This window comes from Martelella mediterranea, from assembly GCF_004342225.1.
Classification (GTDB): Bacteria; Pseudomonadota; Alphaproteobacteria; order Rhizobiales; family Rhizobiaceae; genus Martelella; species Martelella mediterranea_B.
Genome location: NZ_SMAR01000004.1, coordinates 169,910 through 196,038, shown reverse-complemented (window position 1 = coordinate 196,038; position 26,129 = coordinate 169,910). Strand labels below are relative to the sequence as shown.

The following is a 26,129-nucleotide window of genomic DNA, read 5'->3' as shown; positions in this document are numbered from 1 at the left end:
TACCGCCCGTCTCAGCTCCGGCGCCAACACGTTCAAGACAATCCTCAAAACCGTCAGCCCCTGAAAAGCCCGGACGAAACAGCGTGGGCAATTACGATTGATTCCGTTGCCAGACTGCACCGGCACCCGGTTATTGTTATTGGCCGCGGCAGCGGCACCGCCAATAATCAATGCTCCGGCACCAAGAACGGCCAGCGGCACCCAGGCATCACCATTCCATCCCCAGCCCGGACCGGGCGGGCGGCTGTAATAGCCACGTGGATAATAGTCGTTGTAGCAATTGCGGCACCCACGTGGTGGAGGCGGAGGTGGCGGTCTGTACTGACGGCGCACATGACGCCGTTCAGTACTCCACCCGACAGTCTCGACATTGCTTATATCAAAACCGGCGCCACGCACACCGGATAAAGGCATGGCTTCGGCTGGCAGAATGCTGGCAGCCATTGTGGCAGCGGCAACAAGAGCCGCCATCGGTTTCCTTGCCATTCTCACCATTTCTATCTCCTGTTTGCATCACGCAAAACATGCATATCTGGAGTTTTTCGCGTGAATAATCCGAATATGCGAAACCGCGCATGAACCTGCGATTAATGTGAACAGGAAGACTTCGTTCATATTGTGAAGATACACATTTATTGCCCGCTAACTTATCCGTCCTTCAGGCAATAAAACGCTCAGTAGTAGGGAGAAAGGCATTGCTTTCTTGGCCCGTGGTAGGGCTGATACGTATTATCCGACTCCCTATAGGATTTGTAATGTTCCTCACACCACTGATAGTGCTTGGGATTGATTGACGGATTTTCCACAGACGTATTGCCGCTGCTGTTATTTTCCGTCGCAGCCGCAACACCTCCACCAATCAAAGCGCCGGCACCAAAGGCGGCAAACGGAACCCAGGCACTGCCGTTCCAGCCCCAGCCCGGACCATAAGGCCCATAAGGCGGACCGTCCCAGCCCGGCCCGTAGTAGGGACCACCATAATAAGGCAGTGGCGGTGGCGGTGGCGGATACCGGTAAGGCGGTGGCGGCCTGTAAGGCTGACGAACCGATGGCCCCTGCCAGCCGGGGGCGTTATGCGGCCGCGACACGGCAGGCGGATACGCCATATGTGGATGCGGCCCGAACTGCGGATGAAACTCAGGGTGCCCCGGCGCGCGCGCAGGCCCCGGACCACGAAAGTGCTCCGCAGCCACCGGTGCGTGGAAATTTCCCAGTCCCCCATGAAAGCCGCCCACCGGCCGGGCAGCAGCCGGAAGGACAGACGAGGCAATAACCCCGGCAGTGACAAGGACCGTGACGATCCTTCGATGATATTTCAGCATAACGGCATCTCCTGACATCGATCAGAAGCGACGGCGGAACAATCTGTTCCGTCCGCATCTATGCTGAGCGGCATAAGCCCGCCAAGCTGAACCCAGCCTTAACGTGCATAAAAATTATTATGCAACCCTTATGACCAAATGTAAAAAGCTCCACCTAAAACATTCAGTGGCAGCTCAGTGCAGGCACACCGCAGTTCAAAAACTCACTGTTCCAGACCGATGAGCACATTGGCGACGTTGTATCCGATCTCAGGAACGCCATATCCGCCTTCCATTACCACCAGAACCGGGATCCCCAGTCCGGCAACCATGGCGCCCATCTTCAGGTAGTCTTCGGTTTTAAGACTGAAGAAAGAAATCGGATCCTTTTCAAACGTATCAACGCCCAGTGACAACACCAGCGCCTCAGCGCCGTGCTCAGAAATCCTTTTCAAAGCGGCCTCAAGCGCCTCGGCATAAACGGACCATGGTGTATTGCGCGGCATCGGAAAATTGGCATTAAAGCCTTCGCCCCTACTCTTTCCGACCTCCTCCCGGTGCCCCCAGAAGTAAGGAAACGCGTCCATCGGATCGCCATGGAGAGATGCAAAGAAAATGTCATCACGCTCATAGGTGACATCCTGCGTGCCGTTCCCATGATGAAAATCGACATCAAGGATGGCCACTTTCTTCGCACCGTGATCGAGAACACGTTGCGCGGCGATGGCTGCATTATTGAGGAAGCAATAGCCGCCATAAAGGTCGATCCCGGCGTGATGACCCGGCGGACGTGACAGCGAAAATACAAAATGATGGCCGGCGTTCAGGTGATCGGCTGCCGACAATGCGCAATCCTTGGCCGCAATCACAGCCTTATAAGTCCCCTCCGTGATCGACGTTTCCACCGAATTGGCATAGTAGCCGAGAAGGCCATCGATATTTTCTGGCGGGCGGGCGCAATAGGATCGCCTTACCGGCAAGGAAATCGGTATCGCCTCGGTGGTAAAGCCAGCGGCAACCCAGCGCTCCCAGACCGTTTCCAGAAAATTCAGATAACCATGATCATGCAGCTTCATCGGAACAGAAAGGTCATACTTTTCCGGTGCTCTCACGTCCTTAAACCCCTGCTCCTTGACTGCCGCAAGGATCCACTCGGCGCGAAACGGTCCTTCAAACGGCTTCATCAGTTCTCCACCATGAAGCTCGGTCTTGGCATCTCGGAATTTATGATCTTCGGAATATATAACGCGCATCGCAGTATCGCCTTTAGCAGTGTCCTGAGGCCGCAAGTCAGCCATTTTAAAACTGTTTTAGGACGCTGTCATGATCGCCGTAAAGGTGGAAACTCAAGACGATGCGGAGCCGTCTTTCAGGCGTTTATAAAAAAACGTTGTCGGACAATACCCGCCATCGGGATAAAGCGCATAGTCGGGCACGACACCCGCTTTCTGCCAGCCAAGCCGCGGATATATCGCCTCTGCGTCAGAACCGGTTGCCGTATCCAGAACCAGAAGCCAGCGATTGTGGCTCAGGCAGACCGCATCCAGCGCCTCCATCAGGTTTCGGGCAATGCCTTGTCCGCGATGTCTCCGCAGAACAATAAGCTTCATCACATCTGCGCGATGTGGCTGGTTCGGCTTTTGCGCCAGCGCGGCCTGAACCGTACCGACAATCTCGCCATCACTGACAGCGACGGCAAGCAGTGTGGTGCCTGCTGCAACGTTTGAAGCGACATCCTGCCAGAAGGCCTGCACAGCTTCAGCATCATACGGCGCCATAAATCCCATGGAGGCGTTGTCTTCGATACCGTCTTCCATAAGCGAGGAAAGCGCCGGAATGGCCCGCCGGGCCTCGTCAGCGCTTAACATCTGAATGGTTGCCATCATTGTCTCACTTTCGGTATGCATGCTCAATCACGACGGCGTAAATAACGTCGGTCATGCCGGGGTTTGAAAAGATATGTGGCTCAGCCACAGGCATAAAAAGGCAATCGCCTTTATGCAGTTCATAACTGGTTTCATCATCGGAGATTACGTCGAGAACGCCGTAAAGAACCCAGAGATGCTGCCGCAGTTCGCTCGCTCCGTGCTTTGGCGGATAGGCAATCCGGGCACCTGCCGGAAAACGGATCTGAACGATATCAACCGCCGACCCTGTCGCCTGAGGCGAAATCACGCGGCGGGTATAGCCGGTTTCGGGATCGCGCCAGACCGGCTGATCGACCCGGCGCAAAAGCGGATCAACCGGCTTATCTGCATCAGAAAAGAAAGCAGACAGCGAGGTTCCGAGTGCAGCACAGAGCTTCGATAGCAGAAGGGCAGAAGGTGAGGCCTCCCCTCGCTCGATACGCGAGATCATCGCCCGGCTGACGGTAGAAACCTCGCTGAGCTGATCAAGCGTAAAGCCTTTTTCAGCCCTGAGACGCCTCAGATTCTGGCCAATGGTTACATCAAATGTATCATCAATAATTTCCATTTTCAGAGAAAATACTTCTCTTTTAATAGAGTCAAGATACCAATGGTGAAAATATCGATTCCAGAACTGCCAGCCCAGCGGTCGAAAGACAGGTTGATGAGGCAGATAGAGCATAGCATCGGCCGGCGTATTCTCTCAGGCGCCGATTGGCGCTCCCGGATATTTACCAAGCATCGTCGCCGTGCACAAAACGGCGAGCCGGGACCAGCAAAACTCAACTGTTAAACCAGCATCCAACGGCGCAATTTCGCTTTGAAGATGCCACGCACACTGCTATATGGCCGTTTATGAGCACACATGATGATCGTATACCGCTGGAGCGTATCCGCAACTTTTCCATCGTGGCCCACATTGACCACGGTAAGTCGACTCTTGCTGACCGTCTGATCCAGACGTGCGGCGGGCTGGCTGAGCGTGAAATGTCAGCGCAGGTTCTGGACAACATGGAGATCGAGCGCGAGCGCGGAATCACCATCAAGGCCCAGACCGTTCGGCTGCATTACATCGCCAATGATGGCTACACCTATGCACTGAACCTGATCGACACCCCCGGCCATGTCGATTTTTCCTACGAAGTATCCCGCTCGCTCTCGGCCTGCGAGGGCTCCCTTCTGGTGGTTGACGCCAGCCAGGGCGTGGAAGCGCAAACGCTCGCCAACGTTTATCAGGCAATTGACAACGATCATGAGCTGGTCACGGTTCTCAACAAGGCTGACCTGCCCGCCGCCGATCCGGAACGGGTAAAAGAGCAGATTGAGGATGTGATTGGCATTGATGCATCTGATGCACTGCTGATCTCGGCCAAAACCGGCATGGGCGTGCCGGATGTTCTGGAAGCTATCGTCAAACGCTTGCCAGCACCGAAAACAGAAAAAGGCGCTGAGGCACCGCTCAAAGCGCTTCTGGTTGACAGCTGGTACGACACCTATCTCGGCGTCATGGTTTTGGTCCGCATCATTGATGGCGTGCTAAAAAAGGGCCAGACCATCCGCATGATGGGCACAGATGCCAAGTATCTGGTCGACCGCGTCGGCGTCTTGACGCCAAAGCTTCTCGTCGTCGACGAGCTTGGCCCAGGCGAAATCGGTGTCATCACAGCCGCGATCAAGGAAGTCGCTGATACCCGCGTCGGTGATACAATTACGGAAGACAAGCGCCCGACCGAAAACATGCTGCCGGGCTTCAAACCGGCGCAGCCCGTGGTTTTCTGCGGCCTGTTCCCCGTTGATGCCAATGATTTTGAAGATCTGCGCGCCGCCGTTGGCAAACTGCGGCTGAACGATGCTTCCTTCTCCTACGAAATGGAAAGCTCTGCTGCGCTTGGTTTTGGCTTCCGCTGCGGCTTCCTAGGCCTGCTGCATCTGGAAATCATTCAGGAGCGGCTGGAACGCGAATTCGATCTTGATCTGATCGCCACCGCACCGTCGGTCGTTTATGAACTGACAATGACCGATGGCCGGGAGATCGAGCTGCACAATCCGGCTGATATGCCCGATGTCGTCAAGATTGCCGAAATCCGTGAACCGTGGATCAAGGCCTCAATCCTGACGCCGGATGATCATCTCGGCAGTATTCTGAAGCTTTGCCAGGAACGTCGCGGTGTCCAGACCGATCTGACCTATGTCGGCAACCGGGCGATGCTGTCTTATGAGCTGCCGCTCAATGAGGTTGTGTTCGACTTCTATGACCGCCTGAAGTCCATTTCGAAGGGCTATGCGTCCTTTGACTATCAACTGGACACCTACCGTGCTGAAAATCTGGTCAAGATGTCGATCCTCGTCAATGGCGAACCGGTTGACGCGCTTTCAATGCTCGTCCACCGCTCGGCAGCCGAGAAACGTGGCCGTGACATGTGCGAAAAACTCAAGGATCTTATTCCTAAACACATGTTCAAGATCCCGATTCAGGCGGCCATCGGCGGCACTGTAATCGCGCGCGAAACAATCTCGGCTCTGCGCAAGGATGTGACCGCAAAATGCTATGGCGGTGATGCCAGCCGTAAACGCAAACTGCTGGAAAAACAGAAAGCCGGTAAGAAGCGCATGCGCCAGTTCGGCAAAGTTGAAATTCCGCAGGAAGCCTTCATCGCCGCATTGAAGATGAGCGACGAATAAGCCTGCGATAGTCCCGCGACCAGAGCGCCGCGCAACCATTCGGATGCACGGCGCTCTAACTTATTGAAGTTACGCATCGTGCCTTCCAAAAATCGATTCTGATTTTCGGGCCGATGCCGTAAAAAATGCCGCCGCAGTGACGATCACGCGGCGGCTTTTTATTGTTGAATCCGGGCTTTTATCGGGTTGCGGTCAAATCCAGCGTCACCGTGACCGTCTCTCCCACCGTATCGGCGTTGACGGCAGGACCAAGACCGTACTCTTTCCGCTTCAGTGTCGCGATTCCAACCGCATGTGCGGTATCGCCGGTAATATCAAGCGTAAACTCAAGCTCGATCGGAAGGGTGACCGACTTGATGGTCAGAACGCCATCGGCTTTGTAACGGTTGCCTTCGATGTGCATGACGTTGTCGGATGTGAAATCGGCAGTCGGAAATTCCGAAGCGTCGAACCAGTCGCCGGAATGCAGCATTCCGTCGAACTGCTTGTTGCCGGTCTTTGCACTACCGGTTTCGACTTCAGATGCGATCAAAGAATCCTGCGGCGCATCCACATCAAAATCGATTGAGGCCGTCCAGTTTTCAAACGCGCCCTCGAGGGTTTTGCCGCCTTGCGGGACTTCAAAACCGAGGCTGCTTTTGTCGTAATCGACCGTCCAGTCGGCGGCCATGGCTGGCGCCGAGAACGGCACGGCGAAAAGGATGGCAGTCGCGAAAATTGCGTGTTTGAGCTGCATAGTGATCTCCGGAATGTTTTGGTCAGTCGGTGCGCTGCATACGCACAGAAATCATGCGTCTCAGCGTTTCATCGCGGCTGATGAAATGGTGTTTCATGGCAGCGGCGACATGTCCGATAATCAGGGCAATCAGAAAATAGGCGCCGTATTCGTGAACAAGTTTTAAAATTGCCTCCGCCGAGGCCTTATCGCCCAGAAAGCCTGGCACCGGCAAATGCGGCATTTCAAAGAGATTAAACACAATGGTCGGAATTCCCCAGGGGGAAGCTGAAACCATGAGCCAGCCCGATAATGGCAGCAAGAACATCATCGCGTAAAGACCGGTATGGCCCAGATGCGCAATGCCCTTTTCCCAGACGGGCATATGTGACGGCAGCTTCGGAGATGGGTTCACTGCACGCCATAAAAGCCGCAAAACGGCAAAAAGCAGAACCACGAAGCCAATCGATTTATGCAGCTGGAAAAGAGCAAATGTCTGCGGATCAGTCTGCGGCAGACCGCTCATATAAAGCCCGAGTGCCAGCATCCCGACGATCAGGAGCGCCATCGCCCAGTGAAACAGAATGGCAAGTGCGCCATAGCCATATGAAGTATTCTTGATCATGGATATCCCCGGAGAAAAACGGAGCCGCGGGAAACGGCTCCGCCTGATCGGATTACTCGGCAATCATCGCTTCGCCGGAGAAGACGACATCAACCTCATCGCTGATATAGGGCACATACATATCCATGCCGTAGTCGGAACGCTTGACAACAGTTTTCATGTTAAAGCCAGCGGCCTGCTTTTCGGCCATTGGGTGCTCGCCGAACGACATAATGTCGACTTCCAGAACAGCAGGTTTCGTGATGTCTTTAATGGTCAGATCGCCGGTCACTTCCAGCTTGTTCTCGGAAACCTGCTCGACGCTCGTGCTCTTGAAGGTGACTTCGGGATATTCTGCCACATCGAAGAAATCAGCGCTTTTGAAGTGTTCGTCACGTGCTTCCCAAAAGGTATCAAGGCTGTCGGCATCAATCACGAACTCGACAGATGAATTGGCTGGTTCATCAGCATCGATCATCAGCGTGGCATCCCAGTCACCGAAGCGGCCATCCGTGATGGAGTAGTTCAGGTGATTATAGCTGAATGATAGGTTGCTGTGCGACTTGTCAAAGGTGTACTGGACCGGCTCGGCGAAGGCCGGTGCGGCAGCCAGGGACAGAACAATAGCCGTGGTAGCAAAACGGATCATAAATAAAACCTCTCGCTGATGCGATTTAAAAGACCAGCCGGTCGCTATTGACCGGACACACCTAACAGCTACGGCATTTTTGACTGAAGGCAATGCAGCAGACGGTGAACGATTTGTTCATCATCAGGCGCGAAACCGGACTTAAAGGCCTTTCGCATCCGCAATAAAAAAAATGTGATAGACGCTTTACCGGTTCACGCCCGCCCACTCTTCAGCGCCTTGAACCGATCAGCATATTCACGGCGAAGCTGATGACGCATCTTTGCTTCTTCATAACGCCTTTTCTTGTCTTCCGTGGCCAGATCAAGTGCGGGTACGGGTGTCGGCTTGCCGTTGGCATCGACGGCAACCATTGTGAAGTAACAGGAGTTGGTGTGCCGACGCGCACCGCTTCTGACCTCTTCGGCCTCCACACGCACGCCGATCTCCATCGACGTGCGGCCGGTATAATTCACCGAAGCCCGGAATGTGACGAGTTCGCCGACATTGATCGGTTCCTTGAAGGTGACCTGATCGACTGAAAGCGTGACAGCATATTCCTGAGAAAAACGCGCCGCACAGGAATAGGCAACACGATCCAGCAGGTTCAAAAGCGCGCCCCCATGCACTTTGCCGGAAAAGTTCGCCATATCGGGCGTCATCAACACCACCATTTCAAGCTGGCTTGGGTCGTGGGCACGGTCCATTTTTTCAGATCCTGTCCTTAGGCCTTATTGTCAGATACGAAAGGACTGTTGCCTGAAACGATGCCGCAAGCAACAGTGAAACAACGCCTTACAGGCACGATGCACAGGCTGAACCCTTAAAGATCCGGTGTCATAACAATCTGTCCATGAGTGTGCTAGGCTTACCACCGGCAAGAATGGAAGCAGGAGGAGCCCCTATGACACAGCGTGCTGTTAAACTACTGGTCGATTGCCTGGAAAACGAAGGTGTCGAATATGTCTTCGGTATTCCCGGCGAGGAAAATATCAGACTGGTCGATGCCCTCGACAGCTCGTCTATCCGCTTCATTCTGACACGCTCTGAACAGGGTGCATCCTTCATGGCCGATATGTATGGCCGTGTCTCCGGCAAAGCCGGTGTATGCACAGCCACACTCGGTCCCGGCGCGATCAACCTGCTTTTGGGCGTCGCCGATGCAAATTGTGACTCTACACCGCTTGTTGCAATTACTGCGCAAGTGGGCCTGAACCGCATTTACAAGGAAACCCATCAGTTCGTTGACCTTGAGACCATGTTCAAACCGGTGACCAAGTGGACGAAAACCACACTGACCCCAAACGCCCTGCCGGAAATGGTTCGTGCTGCGTTCAAGTCAGCCGAAAGCGAACGTCCCGGCGCCGCCTGGCTTGGAGTGCCGGAGGATGTTGAGGCGATGGATGCCGATGCCAGCCTTAACCCATTGCCGAAGAACCGGGTTCGCGCTGAGGCCCCGTCTCCCGATCAGGTTGCCCGCGCTGCAGAAGCGCTGAAATCGGCCGAACGCCCAATCGTTCTGGCTGGTCATGGAGCCGCCCGTGCGGGCGCCGGGGCAGCGCTTGTTCAGTTTGCTGAAAAGCTGGGGATTCCGGTTGCCACAACATTCCATGGCAAGGGCGTCATGCCCGATGATCATCCCAACGCGCTTGGGACAACCGGCTTCATGGTGCACGACTACACCAATTTCGGTTTCGACCGGGCAGACCTGATTTTGAGCGTCGGCTTTGAGTTGCAGGAGATTGCACCGCGCAAACTGAACCCGGATGGCGACAAGAAGATCATTCACATTCATCGTTTCCCCGCAGAAGTAGACGCCAACTATAGCCTGACTGTCGGCATTGAAGGCGATATCTCGCGGTCTCTGGAGGTCCTCGGCGAGGCGGTGGACAAGAACTTTGCGGCCAACTGGCCTCACAGTACTGAAATCCGCGCAATGGTCGATCACGAACTTTCGGAAAACGCGGACAACCCGGCCTTTCCGGTCAAACCGCAGCGCATCGTCAGCGATATCCGCAAGGCCATGGGACGCAAAGATGTGGTTCTGGCCGATACCGGCGCGATCAAGATGTGGATGGCAAGGCTTTATCCAACCTACGCCGCAAATACCTGTCTGATTTCCAACGGACTAGCGACCATGGCGTTTGCTCTTCCGGGTGCCATCGGCGTGAAGCTGGCTGAACCAGAACGCAAGGTACTTGCCGTCATGGGTGACGGAAGCTTCATGATGAATTCACAGGAGCTGGAAACCGCTGTCCGCCTTGGCATACCGATGGTGGTATTGATCTGGGAAGACAACAGTTACGGGCTGATCAAATGGAAGATGGAGCTTGAGATCAAGCGCCACAAACATGTCGATTTCAACAATCCGGATTTCGTCGCCTATGCCAACAGTTTTGGCGCCAAAGGTTATCGGATCGATAAGGCCGAAGATCTGTTGCCGACGCTTAAAAAGGCGCTCGCAGAGGACGGTGTTTCCGTCATCACCTGCCCGGTCGACTACAGCGAGAACACGCGCCTGACGGACCGGCTGGGCGAGCTGACTGCCGCACTTTAACCCGGCCTCTAAAGCGTCATGCATCTGAAAAGGCGTTTATCACGCCTTTTCGCCTTACGCCATCCGAAAGCCTGACCGCGCCCGGCGCATCATTCATTTGTCTTGCGAGGTATGCACGGCGTGATGATAGCGCCGGTAAATCTCGTCAATATCCACCGTTGGCTTAGGTGTTGTAATATTCATATCTTTCAGCGTATCGAAAATGATGTTCGCGGCAGCAAGATTGCGGAACCATTTATGGTTTGCCGGCAAAACATACCATGGCGCATGCTCAGTGGAGCACTGTGACAGCATCGCTTCATAGGCTTCGATATAGGCATCCCAGTGCTCCCGTTCGGCATAGTCAGAAGCAGAAATCTTCCACTGGCGATCCTTGTCCCGAAGGCGTTTCTCAAACCGCTCCAGCTGCTCGTCCTTGGAAATGTACAGGAAAAATTTGACGATGCTGACGCCGTTCTCAGCCAGAAACTCCTCAAAGTGATTGATCTGTCGATAGCGACGCGACCATACCCGCTCCGGCACCAGATCATGAACACGGGCCACCAGGACATCTTCATAATGGGAGCGGTTGAACACCGCCACCTGCCCAAGTGCCGGGGTGCGCTGATGGACACGCCACAGGAAATCATGCTGCTTCTCAACCTCGGTCGGCTGCTTGAAGCTCGCGACATAGGTTCCCTGCGGGTTCATGGCCCGGATGACATGCCAGCAGACACCATCCTTCCCTGCAGCATCAATGCCTTGCAGAACGATCAGAAGGGCATGTTTCTTTTCGGCATAAAGGTTTTCCTGGAGTGGCGTGATTTTCTCAAGCAGATCTTCTAGCTCAGCCTTTCCGGCCTGTTTGCTTTCAATAGGCCCGTGAAAATCCGGAGCGATGTCACGCAAACTGACATCCGAGCCCGGCTTGACCATCAGCTTCTTACGATAATCCATTTCGAATACCTCCTGCGCTGCTCAGGTCTAGAACGAACCAGCCCTGATTGCTCAAACACACAGACTGTCAGAGCACCTGAATTCGCATGATACGGTATTCAAAACAGTTGTCGACAGAATAGCCGTCAGCCATTCAGCCTCGCGTTCATCACCTCAATCGACATCGCCCGACGGGCACTGCGGTTCTCGATGACATGGTCAATGGCGATCCGGACAAGGCCAATGACAAAAAGCCATGCGATGAGATAGATCCAGACCAGCCCGATCAGCTTCCATGAAATCTGTGGCACCAGTACCCCGAACCCACACATCAGCACGGCAATCAGCTGCGTCAGCACGATGGCAATGATCAGCGGTGGTGCGGGGTAGGGTTTCGTCATGAACCAGTTTTCCTTTCGGCTGACGAGCATCAGAAGATGCCCTCCGGCCACAAGCTGCAAAAACATCATCGATTGCAGGTGCGCGTGATCGGTGAGACCCAGCCCTGCCCAGCGCGCGGGCTCCGAGAGAACCTCCATGCCCATCAGCAGCAGCCCGAAAGACTGCACAATCGATACGAAACCCAGCACCGCCGAAACCGTCAGAAGCTTGGGCATGCGCCATCGTATCGGCGTTTCAGACACGCTTGTATTGTCGTAGGCAACCGTCATGATCGGAACGTCATCAAGAAGCGACATCATCACGATCATGATCGGGGTCAGCGGCTGAAAGCCCAGAAAGATAGTCGAGAGCACCACGAGGAACATGATGTCCATGGTCAAGGCCACGCGATAGACCGTATAGCTTGTGATACGGCCAAATATCTGTCGCGCCTCATCGATTGCATTTTGAATGACAGAGAGGCCCGGCGCCGTGAGGATCAATGCCGCAGCGCCGCGCGCGGCGTCCGTGGCTCCGGAAACAGCAATTCCGCAATCCGCCTGTTTCAGCGCCGGCGCATCATTCACCCCGTCACCTGTCATGGCAACAAGATGACCGTTCTTCTGAAATGTCTTGACAATGGCGTATTTATGCTCGGGAAAGACCCGGGCAAAGCCATCGGCATGCAGGATCTGCTTCGCGATTGGCCCCGGCACATTATCCGGATCCATATCCGGCGGGAACACATCAGCTGCTGGCAGAATATTCGCTCCAAGTCCGAGTTGCCGGGCCGTTTCTTTGGCAATTGCCGTGTCGTCTCCGGTAATCATTTTAACTTCGACACCCTTGGCGCGAACATTCTCGATCGTCGCTTTGGAATCGTCACGCGGCGGATCAAACATCGGCAACACGCCGAGAAGCACCCAGCTCGCGCCACCGTCATCGGAACGGGCGACGGCAAGCGCTCTGTAGCCCTTCGCTCCGAGTTCGGCCACGCGCTGATCAATCGTATCAGTGACAGTCTTGTCTGCCTTTGAAAGCTCCACAATGGCATGCGGAGCACCCTTGGATACCAAGAAGCGGCGACCGTCAGGACCAGCGACGTCCGCCTGTGTCCGCTTTGAGACAGGATCGAACGGCACGAACTCTCCAACCTTATAGGCTCCAAGCTTCGACCGGTCGGAAAGCGCACTGACGACCGCAGTGTCGATGGCGTCAGCATCCTCGGTTCTGGACGCCAGCGCACCGGCAAGAATGATTTCCTCAGTTGTCGCATTGCCAACCGGGATCGGGTCACCAAGTGTCAGGATGTTTTTCGTGAGCGTACCGGTTTTGTCGGAGCAGAGAATGTCTGCACCAGCCATCTCGTCAATGGACGAAAGGCGCGACACAATGGCCTTTTCCTTGGACAGGGCCAGAGCGCCCAGCGCCATCGTAATCGAGAAAACGGCCGGCATGGCAACAGGAATAGAAGCAACCAGCAGAACCAGAACAAACTGGAGGATATTGAGGGCATCACTCAGCCCCCAAGTGTCCGAAATCACGATATCGGTATAAACCTGAACCGCCACCATGATCATTGCCAGAACGACCGCGACCACGATCAGAAAGTTACCGATCTGGAACATTGCCTTCTGGGCCTGACTGACAGCTCCAGCGCCTGCGACAAGCTGTGCCGTCCTTCCAAAGAAGGTTTTGGTACCGGTTGCAATAACAACAGCCGACATTTCGCCCTGCTTCACCACACTGCCGGAATAGGCGACATCCCCGACCTGCTTGTTGACCGGAAGTGATTCCCCGGTCAGCGCAGCCTGATCAATCGAAGCATAGTCACCATCGATCAAACGCAGATCCGCCGGAACAATGCCACCAAGTTTGATTTTGACGATGTCGCCGGGAACCAGCGTTGCGGCCTCAACCGTTTTGACAACGCCATCCCGCAGCGCACTGGCTTGCGGGGCGAGTGAATTTTTCAATGCAGCGAGAGCGTTGCTGGCTTTGCTATCCTGATAGAGTTCGAGCCCCGCATTAAAAAGCAGCAGTCCAAATATAATGAAGAAGTCCCCCCAGTTCCCGAGAATCAGAGAAACCAGAGCGGCAGCTTCGATCATGAATGCGATCGGGCCGATAAAATGCTTGAGGATTTTTGCAAGCAGGTTCGTTTTCTCTTCAGGCAGAGCATTCGGGCCGTAGGTCGAAAGCCTTTCCTCGGCCTCGGAATGAGACAGACCTTTGTTTGCGTCCACATTCAGCTCTTTGAGCACCGCTTCAACGGGCATTGCACTCAGATCATTTGCTTGCGTTTCGTCAGCCATGACTTTTCCTCAAATGACGCTATCAACCAGACCGCGTTATGCCGGCAAGACCACGCATTTCCGTTTCTGCGGACTGAACGCCTGATCCTGATGAAGCAAAGCCTACTCTCTGCGCGCACAAAGCGCGACAGAAAAAGCGTATCTGCACTTCACAGCACAACTTAAGCGTAATTCGATGTCATTGATAAGACGACAAATAGCCGCTGGGAGCGGCGAAACAGCGCACAGCCTGCTTCAGTTATCAGCGCACCTGATCAAGAAGGCGCTTGCACTCCAGCAAGTCGTACAAAACGTCCTGCAACTGGGCATCATCAGAGCGGCCAAGCCCGGAGGCTGGACCGACGGCACTGTCATCATTTTTGTTGCGGCGAAAGAACCCCTTCGAAGCAGGCTTGCGGGATCGCCCGACAACCTGGTCATCATCGAACATGGTCGGCTCATCGTGGGTTTCACGACGCTCATCACCTGAAGCGTTGTCAGCGGAAGGGGTTAAGGCCTCAACGAGTTCAGCATCGCCGCTGCCGATCGCTGTGACAAAACGATTGCCATTGCTGCGCAGCAGCTTCTGAACACCTTTGATGGTGTAGCCATGATCGTAAAGCAGGTGACGAATGCCTTTCAGCAATTCCACATCTTCAGGGCGATAATAGCGGCGTCCGCCACCACGTTTCATCGGCTTAACCTGCGTGAAACGTGTTTCCCAGAAACGCAGTACGTGCTGAGGCAGCTCAAGCTCCTCTGCAACTTCTGAAATGGTACGAAATGCCTCAGGACTTTTTTCCATCGTCCCTGCCCTTTAATCAGCCCGAATCGAACATATTTCACTCCGTCTTGATTATAAAAACAAGACGCGGAAAAGTTTCACCGCAAGAGAGTTGTTGAAGGCCTGTTCAGGACAGGCGCAGATCAGGAAGCCGATTTCGCCTTGGCTTTCTCTGCTTTCTGTTTACGCGCGACATGCGCCTTCAGAATCTTCTGCTTCAGGACATTCGATGCCTTGAAAGTCATCACACGGCGCGGAGAAATCGGCACTTCCTCGCCCGTTTTGGGATTCCGGCCAATCCGTTCATTCTTGTCACGGACCTGAAAAGTCGCGAAAGACGACAGTTTTACGGTCTCACCACGCACGATGGCATCGCAAACCTCGTCGATAACCATCTCGACCAGCTCAGCCGATTCCGTCCGCGAAAGCCCCACTTTGCGGAAGACTGATTCAGCCAGATCCGCACGCGTCACAGTTTTGCCAGGCATTACCGGTTCCCAGTGTCTTGTTAAAATTCCCCGTGGCGCAAAGAGTATTGCTGTCAGTGGGTTCGGTCAAGCGGCCAGTTGCATGCGAACCCAATATGACAGGCCTTACCAGCGCAAAAGCACAGCGCCCCATGTAAAGCCACCACCCATCGCTTCGAGCATCACCGTCTGCCCGCGCTTTATTCGTCCATCCTTCACAGCGGTGGCAAGGGCAAGCGGAATGGAAGCCGCAGACGTATTGGCATGCTGATCAACAGTCACAACAACCTTTTCCATGGGAATACCGAGCTTCTTTGCAGACCCTTCGATAATCCTGCGATTTGCCTGATGCGGAACGAGCCAGCCCAACTGATCGGCCGTAATGCCGGCTTCATCAAAGGCCGCTTCGATCACATCGGTGATCATACCGACCGCATGCTTGAAGACCTCACGGCCTTCCATCCTGAGATGGCCGATATCGCCAGTCGTTGAAACGCCACCATCCACATAAAGCTTATGACAGTGGCTTCCATCAGAGCGCAGACTGGCGGCAATGATCCCGCGCTCCTCATCGTCACCGTCTTCCGCCGCCTGCAGGATCACTGCGCCAGCACCGTCGCCGAAGAGAACGCAGGTCGTGCGATCAGTCCAGTCGAGAAGCCTCGAAAAGGTTTCTGCGCCGATAACCAGAACCCGCCGGGCGCGCCCAGCCCGGATATAATTATCCGCCGTGGTAATCGCATAGACGAAGCCAGAGCAAACAGCCTGCATATCGAATCCGAAACCATGACTCATGCCAAGACGGTTCTGGATGTTTACGGCAGTCGCAGGAAACGTGTTGTCGGGTGTCGATGTTGCAACAACGACCAGGTCGATATCATCAGGCGTCAGACCGGCATGTTCGAGCGCATCACGCGCAGCCGCTTCGCCGAGCGATGCCGTCGTTTCTTGCTTGTCTGCAATGTAACGCTGGCGAATACCTGTTCTTTGCTGGATCCAGGCATCGGAAGTGTCAACGAGCTGCCGCAGCTCTTCATTACTGACCACCCGCTTTGGAAGCGCAGAGCCAATACCACAAACAACAGAACGGATCATTTTTCTTGTTCCTATTTATAGCGCTGAGCGGGCGCTGATAAAGCTGAAGCCCGAAGCGATCAAGTTTTATCTTCCCTGCCCCGGCTCGAAGCATAAGGGATCTCAGACAGCCTCGGCCGCCTCTGGTCCGCGCGGTGAGTGGTTTCGTGCATGATATTCATTCAGGTCGTGCTGAATCTTGGCCTGCAGGCTGTTGTGCACCATGTCGTAGGCAACCTCGATGGCAGACGCATAACCTTCGGCATCGGTTCCACCGTGGCTTTTAATCACAATGCCATTGAGACCAAGGAATACACCGCCATTGACCTTGCGCGGGTCGAGCTTATCGCGCAGCATCCTGAAGGCATTCCTGGCAAATAAATAACCAAGCTTTGACATCCACGTCCGGGACATGGCCGAGCGCAGATAACCGGCAATCTGAAGTGCCGTTCCCTCAGCTGTTTTAAGCGCAATATTGCCGGTGAAGCCTTCAACCACAAAGACATCCACAGTGCCGCGCCCCAGATCAGAGCCCTCGACAAAACCGGCATACTCCATGTTGTCGATATCGGCTTCACGCAGCATCTGGCCGGCTTTCTTGACCTCTTCGACGCCTTTTACTTCTTCAACACCGACATTGAGGAGGCCGACGCTCGGTTTTTTGACTTCAAAAAGAGCGCGCGCCATCGCACCACCCATCAAAGCAAAATCCAGAAGCTGCTTGGCGTCCGCACCAATCGTCGCACCGATATCCAGCACGATGCTCTCGCCATTAATCGTCGGCCAGATCCCGGCGATTGCCGGACGATCAATTTCAGGCATCGTTTTCAGGCAGAACATGGCCATGGCCATCAACGCACCGGTATTGCCGGCAGAAACCGCAACATCTGAATCCTGGTCGCGGACAGCTTCGATGGCACGCCACATGCTGGAGACATTTCGACCACGGCGCAAAGCCTGGCTGGGCTTTTCATCCATGCTGACAGCAACTTCGCAGTCAATAACCTGCGCATTTTCCTTCAGCTTGGGGTATCCCGCCAGCAGCGGCTCAATCTCTTCCTTCCTGCCGTAAAGAAGATAGGAGATATCCGGATGCCGCACGAGCGCCTTGGCAGCGCCGGCGATTGCAACCTTAGCACCGACATCTCCTCCCATGACATCTACTGAAATTTTTACCACGCGTTGCTGGTCCCTGTTTGCATGCTTCCGGCAAAGCCGGATCAAAATAACTGTTTTACGTCGTGACACAACTGCGTCGCGGCTAAAACCAATAAAAGGTCCAAATCGGGCACCTTTGCCTTTCTTTGGCGGATTTGGACGGCAATCTCAAGACGCGGCGCCATCACAAGGCGCTAAACACGTTCACAAACAACACGGAAAAATGAGAGCACCACCCGCTTTCACCTCGCCTAATCGTCGCTGTTTTCAGTGTTTCTCAAGCCTTTCAGGACTGCAAAAGGCGATTCCTTCTGTGGTTTAGGATCGCCGTTCTGTTCCTCGCCCTCTCCGGCCATCTGAGGGTCAAGCGCAACACCATCCTTGCGCGGATAAGGGTCGATGCCAAGCGCAATCGATTCGGCAACAACAGCGCCTAGATCAATGGTGTGACCGGAAAACACTTCCGGCTCATCAGGCCCATCCGGGTCAACCACAAGCTCACCATCTTCATTCAGCATCCGGCGAAACTGCCTGGAGTTTTCCGGCAGGAACGTCGCATCGATCTCTTCCACGACATCTGTTTCAATCAGCTCGAGCGTAACCACGCAGGACTGCGTGATTTTCGCCGTCGCCGTGCCGCGAATGCGCAATCCCTCACGCCGCCAGACCGATATATGCAGATCCGCGGAAACCGAGTGTACGGTATCTACGCTCCAAAGCTCTGCAAGAGCCTTCTTCTCGTCGTCATTGGCGCTAACTTCGGTATCGACCGCACCCGAGGCGATCCGGTTGGCCGGAAATGGACGCGGAAACGGCGCGTCGCCTTCATTCAACATTTCATCAGACATTATTAGTCTCCAGCCGCTCCGGCACGAGAAAGCTCACCATGCCGGTTTCGACAACAATTTCATCCAGTCGTGCCAGGTGGTTTTCGTTTTCCAGCATCCAGCGCGCCAGCTCTGCCATGTCTGAGGGGTCGGCCGCAAGGCTGTGAATATTCTGCGCAAGCGCGATGGCCAGTTGTTCATGATCATGGGCCTGCAGACTATCCGCATAGCGCTCCAGCCTGCCATAGAACATGCCTGCGAGCTTTTTCATGCGTTTTGGAACCGAATTATCTCCGACGCCAAGCTCACGAATCGAATAGTCGATATCGAGAAAAAAGGCGTCCACGATCTCCTGTGCGATCTGCTTACCGGCTTCGGAAGATTTCGACGTTCTGCGTAAAAACAGAATCATAACAGCAGCCAGCATCTCAAAGCGGCCCATCACCGTATCGGGCACATTATAGCTTGTATAAAAGCAGGGCTGGCGGGCAGTGGCCGTAATCACCCCATACTGCCGCTGCACAATCTGACGATTAACACGTCTTTTATTGAAGAAACCCAGGACCATTACACTCTCTTAAAAAGCGGAAGCCAAAGACCGGCGTGATTGCATCCGTCATCAAGCTGGTTTATCCACTCTTTCTGAAGAACGCAAAACGGTCGATTTTCCGTTTCAATACGTATGTCGGCTTTTTTGCATCGTAGTTTGCAGGTATAGAAGCCGCAACCGGGAATTCCCCGGAGACAAAAGGATCATTCCTGAAGCTCTCCGTCCCGGTGATGCACTGAAAAGACAGACTGGTTACGCCTCCGGCAGAGCCGGAAACATTTAAGCCAGAGATGGCATCTGAGTCAGACGACAGCAGGGAGTGAACCTTGAAGACGCGCCTAAACAGTTTCAAAACAAGCCCCTTGCGCCCGGCAGCAGCCGCTGCACTGGTCTCCATTGCAGTGGCAGGCGCAAGCTGTTCGACGGCTGACGTTATTGGCACCAAGGATGTCATGTATCAGGGCTATGTCATTGATGAGGACATGCTGAAGCTTGTGAAGGAAGGTTCCAGCCGTGAACAGGTTATCTTGAGCCTTGGCGAACCTTCAACCACTGCAACTTTTGACAATGAGGTGTTCTACTACATCTCGCAGGTCAAGGAGCGCCGCTTCACCTTCCAGAAACCGCGTCTTGTCGGACAGGAAGTTCTGGCAATCTATTTCAATGACAGTGGCCGCGTTGACCGCATCGCACGTTACACGATGCAAGATGGGAACATTGTCGACATGGTCAGCGAAACGACCCCGACCGGCGGCAAGGACATTACCTTCCTGCAGCAGATCCTTCAGGGAACCGGCCGGAATGCTGCCCGCGACTTCTTCCAATCGGCAGGCGGTGGCGGCGGAAGCGCCATTCCGTAAGAACGCCAGGAATTCAGATATACAAAAAGCCCCGCCAATTCATCAGCGGGGCTTTTCCATGTTTCAAGCCAACCAGAGCAATCAGGCCAGCACAGCCAGCAGCAGAAGCGCCATGATATTGGTGATCTTGATGGCGGGATTAACGGCAGGTCCGGCAGTGTCCTTATAGGGATCACCGACAGTATCACCGGTCACCGAAGCCTTATGAGCTTCTGACCCTTTCTCGTGAACCACGCCATCTGCGTCTGTGAAACCATCTTCAAAGCTCTTTTTCGCATTATCCCAGGCACCACCACCCGAGGTCATTGAGATAGCAACGAAGAGGCCATTGACGATCACCCCGAGAAGAGATGCGCCGAGCGCTGCAAAGGCAGAAGCCTTTGAACCGGACAGAAGCCAGACACCAAAGAACACGACCAGCGGCGCCAGAACCGGCAGAAGTGATGGAATGACCATTTCTCGAATGGCAGCTTTTGTCAGCATATCGACGGCCCGGCCGTAATCAGGCTTTTCACTTCCTGCCATGATGCCGGGCTTTTCTTTAAACTGGCGACGAACTTCCGCGACAACAGAACTGGCTGCACGTCCGACAGCAGTCATTGCAATTCCGCCAAAGAGATACGGGATCAGGCCGCCAAAGATCAGACCGGCGACAACATAAGGGTTTGATAGTGAAAACGAGATGTCTCCCATATTCGCATAGAACGGATATTGATCACCATTGGCTGCAAAATAAGCCAGGTCATTGGAATAGGCAGCAAACAAGACCAAAGCACCCAGTCCGGCAGAGCCAATGGCGTAGCCTTTTGTGACCGCTTTGGTTGTATTACCAACAGCATCGAGAGCGTCGGTTGATTTACGAACCTCCGGCGGAAGTCCTGCCATCTCTGCAATTCCCCCGGCATTGTCGGTCACCGGCCCGAAGGCATCGAGAGCCACAATCATACCCGCAAGGCCAAGCATGGCGGTCACAGCAATCCCCGTTCCGAAAAGACCGGCGAGCTGATAGGTTCCAATGATGCCGCCGCAGATCACAATTGCCGGCAGAGCAGTCGCTTCAAGTGAAACGGCCAGTCCCTGAATGACATTGGTTCCGTGACCGGAAACAGACGCCTGAGCGATGGAGTTCACCGGGCGTTTGTCCGTGCCTGTGTAATATTCGGTGATCACAACAATCAAGGCGGTGACGATCAACCCGACAATCCCGCAGAAAAACAGCGCCAGACCGCTGATATTCCGCCCGGCGACCTCACCAAGCGAACCGAAGCCAACCGTGAGCCATGTCGCTACCCCCAGACCGACAATCGACAGGAGACCGGTGACAATCAGGCCCCGATAAAGGGCCCCCATGATGGAACCATTGGTGCCAAGCTTGACGAAGAATGTACCAATAATGGATGTGATGATGCAGACCGCGCAGATCGCCAGTGGCAACAGCATGGCACTGGCAAGAAGCGGAGAAGCAGCAAAGAAAATGGCGGCAAGCACCATCGTCGCCACGACCGAAACTGCGTAGGTTTCAAAAAGGTCGGCAGCCATACCGGCGCAATCACCAACATTGTCGCCCACGTTATCGGCAATCGTTGCCGGATTGCGCGGATCATCCTCTGGAATACCCGCTTCGACCTTGCCGACGAGGTCGCCGCCAACATCTGCACCCTTGGTAAAAATACCACCGCCGAGACGGGCGAAAACCGAGATCAGCGAAGCACCGAAGCCGAGCGCGACAAGGGCGTCGATCACTTCACGCTCTCCGGGCGCAAACCCTAAAATCTCTGTCAGATAAAAGAAATAAACGGAAACACCCAACAGGGCGAGACCGGCGACCAGCATTCCGGTAATCGCCCCGGACTTGAACGCAATGTCCAGACCGGCCGGAAGACTGTATGAGGCGGCCTGAGCCGTTCGCACATTGGCCCGCACCGAAACGTGCATGCCGATGAACCCGGCCGCGCCGGAAAGAACGGCACCGATCACAAAGCCGATCGCAGCGTGAAGTGAAAGAAGCAGCCATGCCAGAATGAAAACGACCACACCAACAATGGCGATGGTTGAATACTGACGGGTAAGATATGCCTGCGCCCCCTCCCGGATATAGCCGGCGATTTCTTTCATGCGCTGGGTGCCCTGATCGGCCATCATCACGGACCGGATGGCCCACAAGGCATAAACGACCGACAGCAGGCCGCAGACAATAACAGCGATGAGTATTGCCATTCTTCATTCCTTCCCTTTTCGGCAGGCCCGCGCGCAAGCAGCGGCCGGTCGCCTGATTGTTTGCGGACTGCCCTGGCAACAATTGGTACCCTCTCCCGCGGGCCTGAAGCCTTGTGCCGAAACCGTCCCCATCTTGTTCGCAGAACGCTTGACTCCTCCTGCCCTGCAAACGGACAGGAAAAGAGTGATGCGCGGCATGAGTTGCGTCAAGTGCCGGATGCAACAATAGAAGGCTGAATAGAAAAGAGGCCTTGCGATATCGCAAAGCCTCTTTGAAAAACAGAAGCGGTTTAAGACCGCGTGAAAGGCAAACGAAACCTAACTACGGGTTTCACCACGCACCTGACGTGCGATGCGATCAAGCACGGCATTGACAAGCTTGCCCTCGTCACCGTCGAAAAACGCCGTTGCAATCTCGACATATTCGGAAACGATCACAGCGGTTGGAACATCCTTCCGGCTCACGATTTCAAATGTTCCCGCACGCAGTATCGCACGCAAAGTGCTGTCAAGGCGCGACAGCGTCCAGCCATCTGAAATTGCCCCGGAAATCTGCGGATCAAGTTTTTTCTGATCGTGCACAACGCCCGAAACAATAGAGCGGAACCACGCAGGGTCGGCTTTCAGGTAGGTATTGCCATCAATCTCACGGCCCAGCCGGTACACTTCGTATTCAGCCAGAACATCGGCCAGAGGAGCTCCGGCAATGTCCATCTGATACAGGGCCTGTACAGCAGCAAGACGCGCCGCGCCGCGCTGATTAGCAGTCTTTTCCGTGGTCATGATACTCCACGCACCCTTCAGCGGATGCGGTCAACTTTTGTGTCTTTACAGGATTGCAGGTTTACAGAAGTAAGCGCTCTAACCGCGCAGCGGCAACTTGGCAAGCGTTTTACTATGCCTCGTCGCTATCAGCGTCCGGTCCGCGCGCAATCTTGGCGGAAAACTCTGCAATAATTTCTTCAAAGTCTTCGGTCGTCGAAAAATCCCGATAGACGGAAGCGAAGCGCACAAAGGCCACATCATCGAGATTTTTCAGAGCTTCAAGCACAAGCAGTCCAATCTCTTCTGAATGCACCTCGGGTTCACCGGAGCTTTCCATGCGCCGGACGATGCCGGAGACAGCCCGCTCGATGCGATCGCGTTCGACCGGGCGCTTGCGCAGCGCAATCTCGAACGAACGCACCAGCTTGTCACGATCAAACGGTGCTTTGCGGCCATTCTTCTTGATCACAACGAGTTCACGCAGCTGAACACGCTCGAACGTCGTAAACCGCCCGCCACAATCCGGACACACACGCCTGCGGCGGATGGACGTATTGTCCTCCGCCGGGCGTGAATCCTTCACCTGCGTATCAGGCGAATTGCAAAACGGGCAACGCATCAGCCCATGTAACCATACATCGGGAAGCGGTCCGTCAGTGCAACAACCTTGTCGCGTACTGCGGCTTCGACCGCAGCATTGCCTTCGTCGGAATTGACTTCCTTGAGGCCATCGAGAACCTCAACGATCAGCTTGCCGATTTCCGTAAACTCAGCCTCACCGAAGCCGCGTGTCGTACCCGCCGGTGTACCGAGACGCACGCCCGACGTGACGAAAGGTTTTTCAGGATCGAAGGGAATGCCGTTCTTGTTGCAGGTGATGTAGGCACGACCAAGGGCCGATTCAGCCCGTTTACCGGTTGCATTTTTCTTGCGCAGGTCGACCAGCATGGAGTGGTTGTCCGTGCCGCCGGATACAACATCGAGTCCGCCATCCATCAGCGAAGCGGCGAGCGCGCGGGAATTTTTGACCACCTGTTCGGCATAAGCCTTGAATTCCGGCTTGAGGGCTTCACCGAACGCGACAGCCTTCGCAGCGATAACATGCATCAGCGGACCTCCCTGAAGCCCCGGGAACACGGCTGAATTGACCTTCTTGGCAATATCGGCGTCGTTGGTCAGGATCATACCACCGCGCGGTCCACGCAGGGATTTATGTGTTGTGGTTGTAACGACATGCGCATGCGGGCATGGCGAAGGGTGCGCACCACCGGCAACCAGACCAGCGATGTGAGCCATATCGACCATCAGATAGGCGCCGACCGAGTCGGCAATTTCGCGGAAACGCTTCCAGTCCCAGACACGTGAATAGGCCGTTCCGCCGGCAATGATAAGCTTGGGCTTGTGTTCCTTGGCCTTGGCTTCAACCTCATCCATATCGATACGGTTATCGTCGCGCGAAACGCCGTAGGACACGACGTTGAACCATTTACCCGACATATTGACCGGGGAACCATGCGTCAGATGCCCACCGGAATTAAGATCAAGGCCCATAAATGTGTCGCCCGGCTGCAGCAGCGCAAGGAAGACAGCCTGGTTCATCTGGGAACCGGAATTCGGCTGAACATTCGCGAATTCAACACCGAACAGCTTTTTGGCACGCTCAATCGCCAGCTCTTCAGCGATATCGACGAACTGACAGCCACCGTAATAACGCTTGCCCGGATACCCTTCGGCATATTTGTTCGTCATGATCGAACCCTGTGCTTCCAGCACAGCGCGCGAAACAATGTTTTCCGAAGCAATCAGCTCAATTTCATGACGCTGACGGCCGAGTTCCTTGCCGATTGCGCCAAAAATTTCCGGATCGGCATCTGCGAGTGTCCGGTTGAAAAAGTTCTCAGTAAAGGCTGTCTGGCTGGTCATCGTTTTGAGGCTCCTCAAAGTTCACGGGCGGATCGCTTTGTAGCGCCCGTCAGGATTTCCTGCAATAGAACAATACCGCCAACGGTTCCTCCGCAGGCGGTATTGCTGATACGTCTCGCGACACGTCGCAGATTACGATTTACTCAATGCCGCTGGTGGTCTGAAGCGCAAGCTCCGGCGCACCGTCAAGGTTGTAGATATCGTCACGGAACTGGACGACACCATCACGTGCAGACCATGCGGTGATGTAAACAAAGTGGTTGGGAACCGGATCGGCAAGATTAACAGGCGTTGAAATGCCGGAACGAATGGTTTCCTCAATCTTCTGACGGTTCCAGCCGGGTGTATCCTTCAGCAGCCAGACATCAAGGTCACGCACGTTTTCAATGCGCACGCAGCCTGACGACTCAAACCGGAGCATGTCGTTAAACAGGCTCTGGCTTGGCGTGTCATGCATGTAGACAGCGTGCTTGTTGTGGAAGTTGATCTTGGTCGATGCCATGGCGCTGTTCGGTCCGGGATCCTGGCGAAACGTCAGGTTCGGTGCACGCTCAGCGTTCCAGTCAATGGTCATCGGATCAACTTCCTGACCCTTATTGTCATAAAGACGGATCTTGTTATCCGTCAGATAGTTCGGATCTTTCCGCATCAGCGGCATGATATCCTTCTGGATTATCGAGCGCGGTACGGTCCAAGGTGGATTGAAAATGATCTCGAAAATCTTGGAATTAAGGATCGGCGTTGCGCGCGAAGGCCGCCCGACAATGGCAACATTGCGCAGAGCCACAACGTTGTTCTCGACCGCTTCCGCATAGGCTGCAGGAATATTCACCAGCACGTAGCGATGCCCGAGATCGGAACCATAATCCTCAACGCGGGTGAGGTTTGTTTCAAGCTGGGCCAGACGTACACGCGCGCTCACATTCAGCGCTCTTAGCGTGTATTCATCAATATAGCCCGTTTCGGGAAGTCCGTGACGCGCCTGAAAACGCTTAACAGCGCCCTGAACATAGGAATCGTAAGAATCCGATACACCCGCAGACTGCGGCAGATCGCCTGAAACGATCAGGCGCTGACGCAACTGACGCACAGACGGGTCTGTCACACCGAACTGGAGCGGCACATTCGGGTGAACTTCCGGCCAGCCACCCGTGGTCACGATCCGCTGATATTCGGCAATAGCCTGCATCAGGTTGGAAGAAGCGTTCGGTCCAAGAATCGGCTGGTTCGAAGCAACACTGGCCTGAGAGCGCGACGTGACAGCATCAAACTGATCGTCCCAGTCGCCACGACCCGGCGCGTTGATCAGCGCTTCGACAGCGGACTGCGCGGAAGCGAGTTTGGGCAATGCCAGAAGTCCGACTGTTGCAGCCAGAAGTTTACGGCGCGATACGGTTCTGCCCGCAGGCTTTTTGATCTCGTTGTTGCTCATGAAATCCAAATCTTATGTCGGTCCCTCAGACAACCCCGGTTCACCAACGAGGTCATACTACTCAATAATGCGCTGTCACACCAATGTG

At 54.6% G+C, this 26,129-nt stretch carries 25 protein-coding genes; 3 read left to right on the top strand and 22 right to left on the bottom strand.

Features of this window, described 5'->3' with window-relative positions; translation table 11 throughout:
• From EDC90_RS04720 to EDC90_RS04700, 5 genes are all read right to left on the bottom strand, one after another.
• A partial coding sequence (locus EDC90_RS04720; protein WP_132309080.1) for a hypothetical protein occupies positions 1 to 495 on the bottom strand: 495 nt, incomplete at its 3' end.
• Positions 496 to 674: 179 nt separating this feature from the next.
• Positions 675 to 1,322 carry a BA14K family protein gene (locus tag EDC90_RS04715; RefSeq protein WP_245510934.1) on the bottom strand — a complete coding sequence of 216 codons (648 nt, stop codon included), beginning with the start codon at positions 1,320 to 1,322 and terminating at the stop codon, positions 675 to 677.
• 203 nt (positions 1,323 to 1,525) lie between these two features.
• Entirely contained in the window at positions 1,526 to 2,554 is a 1,029-nt protein-coding gene (locus EDC90_RS04710; protein ID WP_132309078.1) for a histone deacetylase family protein, read from the bottom strand.
• Between the two features lie 93 nt (positions 2,555 to 2,647).
• The gene (locus EDC90_RS04705) at positions 2,648 to 3,184 is read right to left on the bottom strand and encodes a GNAT family N-acetyltransferase (protein ID WP_132309076.1); all 537 of its coding nucleotides are present in this window, start codon (positions 3,182 to 3,184) and stop codon (positions 2,648 to 2,650) included.
• 7 nt (positions 3,185 to 3,191) lie between these two features.
• Positions 3,192 to 3,776, bottom strand: coding sequence for a helix-turn-helix domain-containing protein (locus tag EDC90_RS04700; RefSeq protein WP_132309074.1), 585 nt, complete (start codon positions 3,774 to 3,776; stop codon positions 3,192 to 3,194).
• Between the two features lie 287 nt (positions 3,777 to 4,063).
• Between EDC90_RS04700 and lepA the strand changes: the two genes are divergently transcribed.
• Positions 4,064 to 5,890, top strand: coding sequence for a translation elongation factor 4 (gene lepA, locus EDC90_RS04695; RefSeq protein ID WP_132309072.1), 1,827 nt, complete (start codon positions 4,064 to 4,066; stop codon positions 5,888 to 5,890).
• A 178-nt stretch (positions 5,891 to 6,068) separates the two neighbouring features.
• Here the strand turns inward: lepA and EDC90_RS04690 are convergent, their stop codons facing one another.
• The 4 genes from EDC90_RS04690 to EDC90_RS04675 form a co-directional block, all read right to left on the bottom strand.
• Complete coding sequence (locus tag EDC90_RS04690; RefSeq protein WP_132309070.1) at positions 6,069 to 6,626, bottom strand: YceI family protein; 558 nt, start codon at positions 6,624 to 6,626, stop codon at positions 6,069 to 6,071.
• Positions 6,627 to 6,648: 22 nt separating this feature from the next.
• Entirely contained in the window at positions 6,649 to 7,230 is a 582-nt protein-coding gene (locus tag EDC90_RS04685) for a cytochrome b (protein ID WP_132309068.1), read from the bottom strand.
• Positions 7,231 to 7,282: 52 nt separating this feature from the next.
• Positions 7,283 to 7,858 carry a YceI family protein gene (locus tag EDC90_RS04680; protein ID WP_132309066.1) on the bottom strand — a complete coding sequence of 192 codons (576 nt, stop codon included), beginning with the start codon at positions 7,856 to 7,858 and terminating at the stop codon, positions 7,283 to 7,285.
• Between the two features lie 194 nt (positions 7,859 to 8,052).
• The gene (locus EDC90_RS04675) at positions 8,053 to 8,544 is read right to left on the bottom strand and encodes an acyl-CoA thioesterase (protein ID WP_132309064.1); all 492 of its coding nucleotides are present in this window, start codon (positions 8,542 to 8,544) and stop codon (positions 8,053 to 8,055) included.
• A gap of 197 nt (positions 8,545 to 8,741) precedes the next feature.
• Between EDC90_RS04675 and EDC90_RS04670 the strand changes: the two genes are divergently transcribed.
• Positions 8,742 to 10,394: an acetolactate synthase large subunit gene (locus EDC90_RS04670; protein WP_132309062.1), complete on the top strand. Its 1,653-nt coding sequence runs from the start codon at positions 8,742 to 8,744 to the stop codon at positions 10,392 to 10,394.
• Between the two features lie 93 nt (positions 10,395 to 10,487).
• Here the strand turns inward: EDC90_RS04670 and EDC90_RS04665 are convergent, their stop codons facing one another.
• The 8 genes from EDC90_RS04665 to EDC90_RS04630 form a co-directional block, all read right to left on the bottom strand.
• A complete protein-coding gene (locus EDC90_RS04665; RefSeq protein WP_132309060.1) occupies positions 10,488 to 11,330 on the bottom strand; it encodes a polyphosphate kinase 2 family protein in 843 nt (280 codons plus the stop codon).
• A gap of 125 nt (positions 11,331 to 11,455) precedes the next feature.
• Positions 11,456 to 14,005, bottom strand: a complete 2,550-nt coding sequence (locus tag EDC90_RS04660) for a plasma-membrane proton-efflux P-type ATPase (RefSeq protein WP_132309058.1) — start codon at positions 14,003 to 14,005, stop codon at positions 11,456 to 11,458.
• 241 nt (positions 14,006 to 14,246) lie between these two features.
• On the bottom strand, positions 14,247 to 14,789 hold the full coding sequence (locus tag EDC90_RS04655; protein ID WP_132309056.1) for a MerR family transcriptional regulator: 543 nt from the start codon (positions 14,787 to 14,789) through the stop codon (positions 14,247 to 14,249).
• Positions 14,790 to 14,911: 122 nt separating this feature from the next.
• Positions 14,912 to 15,256: an integration host factor subunit alpha gene (locus EDC90_RS04650; protein WP_132309054.1), complete on the bottom strand. Its 345-nt coding sequence runs from the start codon at positions 15,254 to 15,256 to the stop codon at positions 14,912 to 14,914.
• A 105-nt stretch (positions 15,257 to 15,361) separates the two neighbouring features.
• Positions 15,362 to 16,330: a beta-ketoacyl-ACP synthase III gene (locus EDC90_RS04645; protein ID WP_132309052.1), complete on the bottom strand. Its 969-nt coding sequence runs from the start codon at positions 16,328 to 16,330 to the stop codon at positions 15,362 to 15,364.
• 102 nt (positions 16,331 to 16,432) lie between these two features.
• Entirely contained in the window at positions 16,433 to 17,488 is a 1,056-nt protein-coding gene (plsX, locus tag EDC90_RS04640; RefSeq protein WP_132309050.1) for a phosphate acyltransferase PlsX, read from the bottom strand.
• Positions 17,489 to 17,718: 230 nt separating this feature from the next.
• Positions 17,719 to 18,315 (bottom strand): YceD family protein, encoded by a 597-nt coding sequence (locus tag EDC90_RS04635; protein WP_245510933.1) that lies wholly within the window; start codon positions 18,313 to 18,315, stop codon positions 17,719 to 17,721.
• Positions 18,308 to 18,862, bottom strand: a complete 555-nt coding sequence (locus EDC90_RS04630) for a ubiquinol-cytochrome C chaperone family protein (RefSeq protein WP_132309048.1) — start codon at positions 18,860 to 18,862, stop codon at positions 18,308 to 18,310. Before EDC90_RS04630 ends, EDC90_RS04635 begins: the two co-directional genes overlap by 8 nt.
• Before the next feature lie 308 nt (positions 18,863 to 19,170).
• Here EDC90_RS04630 and EDC90_RS04625 point away from each other — a divergent pair, with 308 nt between their 5' ends.
• Positions 19,171 to 19,704 (top strand): outer membrane protein assembly factor BamE, encoded by a 534-nt coding sequence (locus EDC90_RS04625; protein WP_432419986.1) that lies wholly within the window; start codon positions 19,171 to 19,173, stop codon positions 19,702 to 19,704.
• 81 nt (positions 19,705 to 19,785) lie between these two features.
• Here EDC90_RS04625 and EDC90_RS04620 read toward each other — a convergent pair whose 3' ends face one another.
• From EDC90_RS04620 to EDC90_RS04600, 5 genes are all read right to left on the bottom strand, one after another.
• Positions 19,786 to 21,921 carry a sodium-translocating pyrophosphatase gene (locus EDC90_RS04620; protein ID WP_132309046.1) on the bottom strand — a complete coding sequence of 712 codons (2,136 nt, stop codon included), beginning with the start codon at positions 21,919 to 21,921 and terminating at the stop codon, positions 19,786 to 19,788.
• Positions 21,922 to 22,239: 318 nt separating this feature from the next.
• Complete coding sequence (gene nusB, locus EDC90_RS04615; RefSeq protein WP_132309044.1) at positions 22,240 to 22,704, bottom strand: transcription antitermination factor NusB; 465 nt, start codon at positions 22,702 to 22,704, stop codon at positions 22,240 to 22,242.
• Between the two features lie 112 nt (positions 22,705 to 22,816).
• Entirely contained in the window at positions 22,817 to 23,305 is a 489-nt protein-coding gene (gene nrdR / locus EDC90_RS04610; protein ID WP_132309042.1) for a transcriptional regulator NrdR, read from the bottom strand.
• Positions 23,305 to 24,609, bottom strand: coding sequence for a serine hydroxymethyltransferase (gene glyA, locus EDC90_RS04605; protein ID WP_132309040.1), 1,305 nt, complete (start codon positions 24,607 to 24,609; stop codon positions 23,305 to 23,307). Before glyA ends, nrdR begins: the two co-directional genes overlap by 1 nt.
• A gap of 139 nt (positions 24,610 to 24,748) precedes the next feature.
• Positions 24,749 to 26,041, bottom strand: a complete 1,293-nt coding sequence (locus EDC90_RS04600; protein WP_132309038.1) for a L,D-transpeptidase family protein — start codon at positions 26,039 to 26,041, stop codon at positions 24,749 to 24,751.
• Positions 26,042 to 26,129: the final 88 nt, after the last annotated feature.

Bases quoted from the DNA above. Each gene is read 5' to 3' on its own strand.
- EDC90_RS04715 (WP_245510934.1), bottom strand. From the start codon at position 1,322: ATGCTGAAATATCATCGAAGGATCGTCACGGTCCTTGTCACTGCCGGG.
- EDC90_RS04710 (WP_132309078.1), bottom strand. From the start codon at position 2,554: ATGCGCGTTATATATTCCGAAGATCATAAATTCCGAGATGCCAAGACC.
- EDC90_RS04705 (WP_132309076.1), bottom strand. From the start codon at position 3,184: ATGGCAACCATTCAGATGTTAAGCGCTGACGAGGCCCGGCGGGCCATT.
- EDC90_RS04700 (WP_132309074.1), bottom strand. From the start codon at position 3,776: ATGGAAATTATTGATGATACATTTGATGTAACCATTGGCCAGAATCTG.
- lepA (WP_132309072.1), top strand. From the start codon at position 4,064: ATGAGCACACATGATGATCGTATACCGCTGGAGCGTATCCGCAACTTT.
- EDC90_RS04690 (WP_132309070.1), bottom strand. From the start codon at position 6,626: ATGCAGCTCAAACACGCAATTTTCGCGACTGCCATCCTTTTCGCCGTG.
- EDC90_RS04685 (WP_132309068.1), bottom strand. From the start codon at position 7,230: ATGATCAAGAATACTTCATATGGCTATGGCGCACTTGCCATTCTGTTT.
- EDC90_RS04680 (WP_132309066.1), bottom strand. From the start codon at position 7,858: ATGATCCGTTTTGCTACCACGGCTATTGTTCTGTCCCTGGCTGCCGCA.
- EDC90_RS04675 (WP_132309064.1), bottom strand. From the start codon at position 8,544: ATGGACCGTGCCCACGACCCAAGCCAGCTTGAAATGGTGGTGTTGATG.
- EDC90_RS04670 (WP_132309062.1), top strand. From the start codon at position 8,742: ATGACACAGCGTGCTGTTAAACTACTGGTCGATTGCCTGGAAAACGAA.
- EDC90_RS04665 (WP_132309060.1), bottom strand. From the start codon at position 11,330: ATGGATTATCGTAAGAAGCTGATGGTCAAGCCGGGCTCGGATGTCAGT.
- EDC90_RS04660 (WP_132309058.1), bottom strand. From the start codon at position 14,005: ATGGCTGACGAAACGCAAGCAAATGATCTGAGTGCAATGCCCGTTGAA.
- EDC90_RS04655 (WP_132309056.1), bottom strand. From the start codon at position 14,789: ATGGAAAAAAGTCCTGAGGCATTTCGTACCATTTCAGAAGTTGCAGAG.
- EDC90_RS04650 (WP_132309054.1), bottom strand. From the start codon at position 15,256: ATGCCTGGCAAAACTGTGACGCGTGCGGATCTGGCTGAATCAGTCTTC.
- EDC90_RS04645 (WP_132309052.1), bottom strand. From the start codon at position 16,330: ATGATCCGTTCTGTTGTTTGTGGTATTGGCTCTGCGCTTCCAAAGCGG.
- EDC90_RS04635 (WP_245510933.1), bottom strand. From the start codon at position 18,315: ATGTCTGATGAAATGTTGAATGAAGGCGACGCGCCGTTTCCGCGTCCA.
- EDC90_RS04630 (WP_132309048.1), bottom strand. From the start codon at position 18,862: ATGGTCCTGGGTTTCTTCAATAAAAGACGTGTTAATCGTCAGATTGTG.
- EDC90_RS04620 (WP_132309046.1), bottom strand. From the start codon at position 21,921: ATGGCAATACTCATCGCTGTTATTGTCTGCGGCCTGCTGTCGGTCGTT.
- nusB (WP_132309044.1), bottom strand. From the start codon at position 22,704: ATGACCACGGAAAAGACTGCTAATCAGCGCGGCGCGGCGCGTCTTGCT.
- nrdR (WP_132309042.1), bottom strand. From the start codon at position 23,305: ATGCGTTGCCCGTTTTGCAATTCGCCTGATACGCAGGTGAAGGATTCA.
- glyA (WP_132309040.1), bottom strand. From the start codon at position 24,609: ATGACCAGCCAGACAGCCTTTACTGAGAACTTTTTCAACCGGACACTC.
- EDC90_RS04600 (WP_132309038.1), bottom strand. From the start codon at position 26,041: ATGAGCAACAACGAGATCAAAAAGCCTGCGGGCAGAACCGTATCGCGC.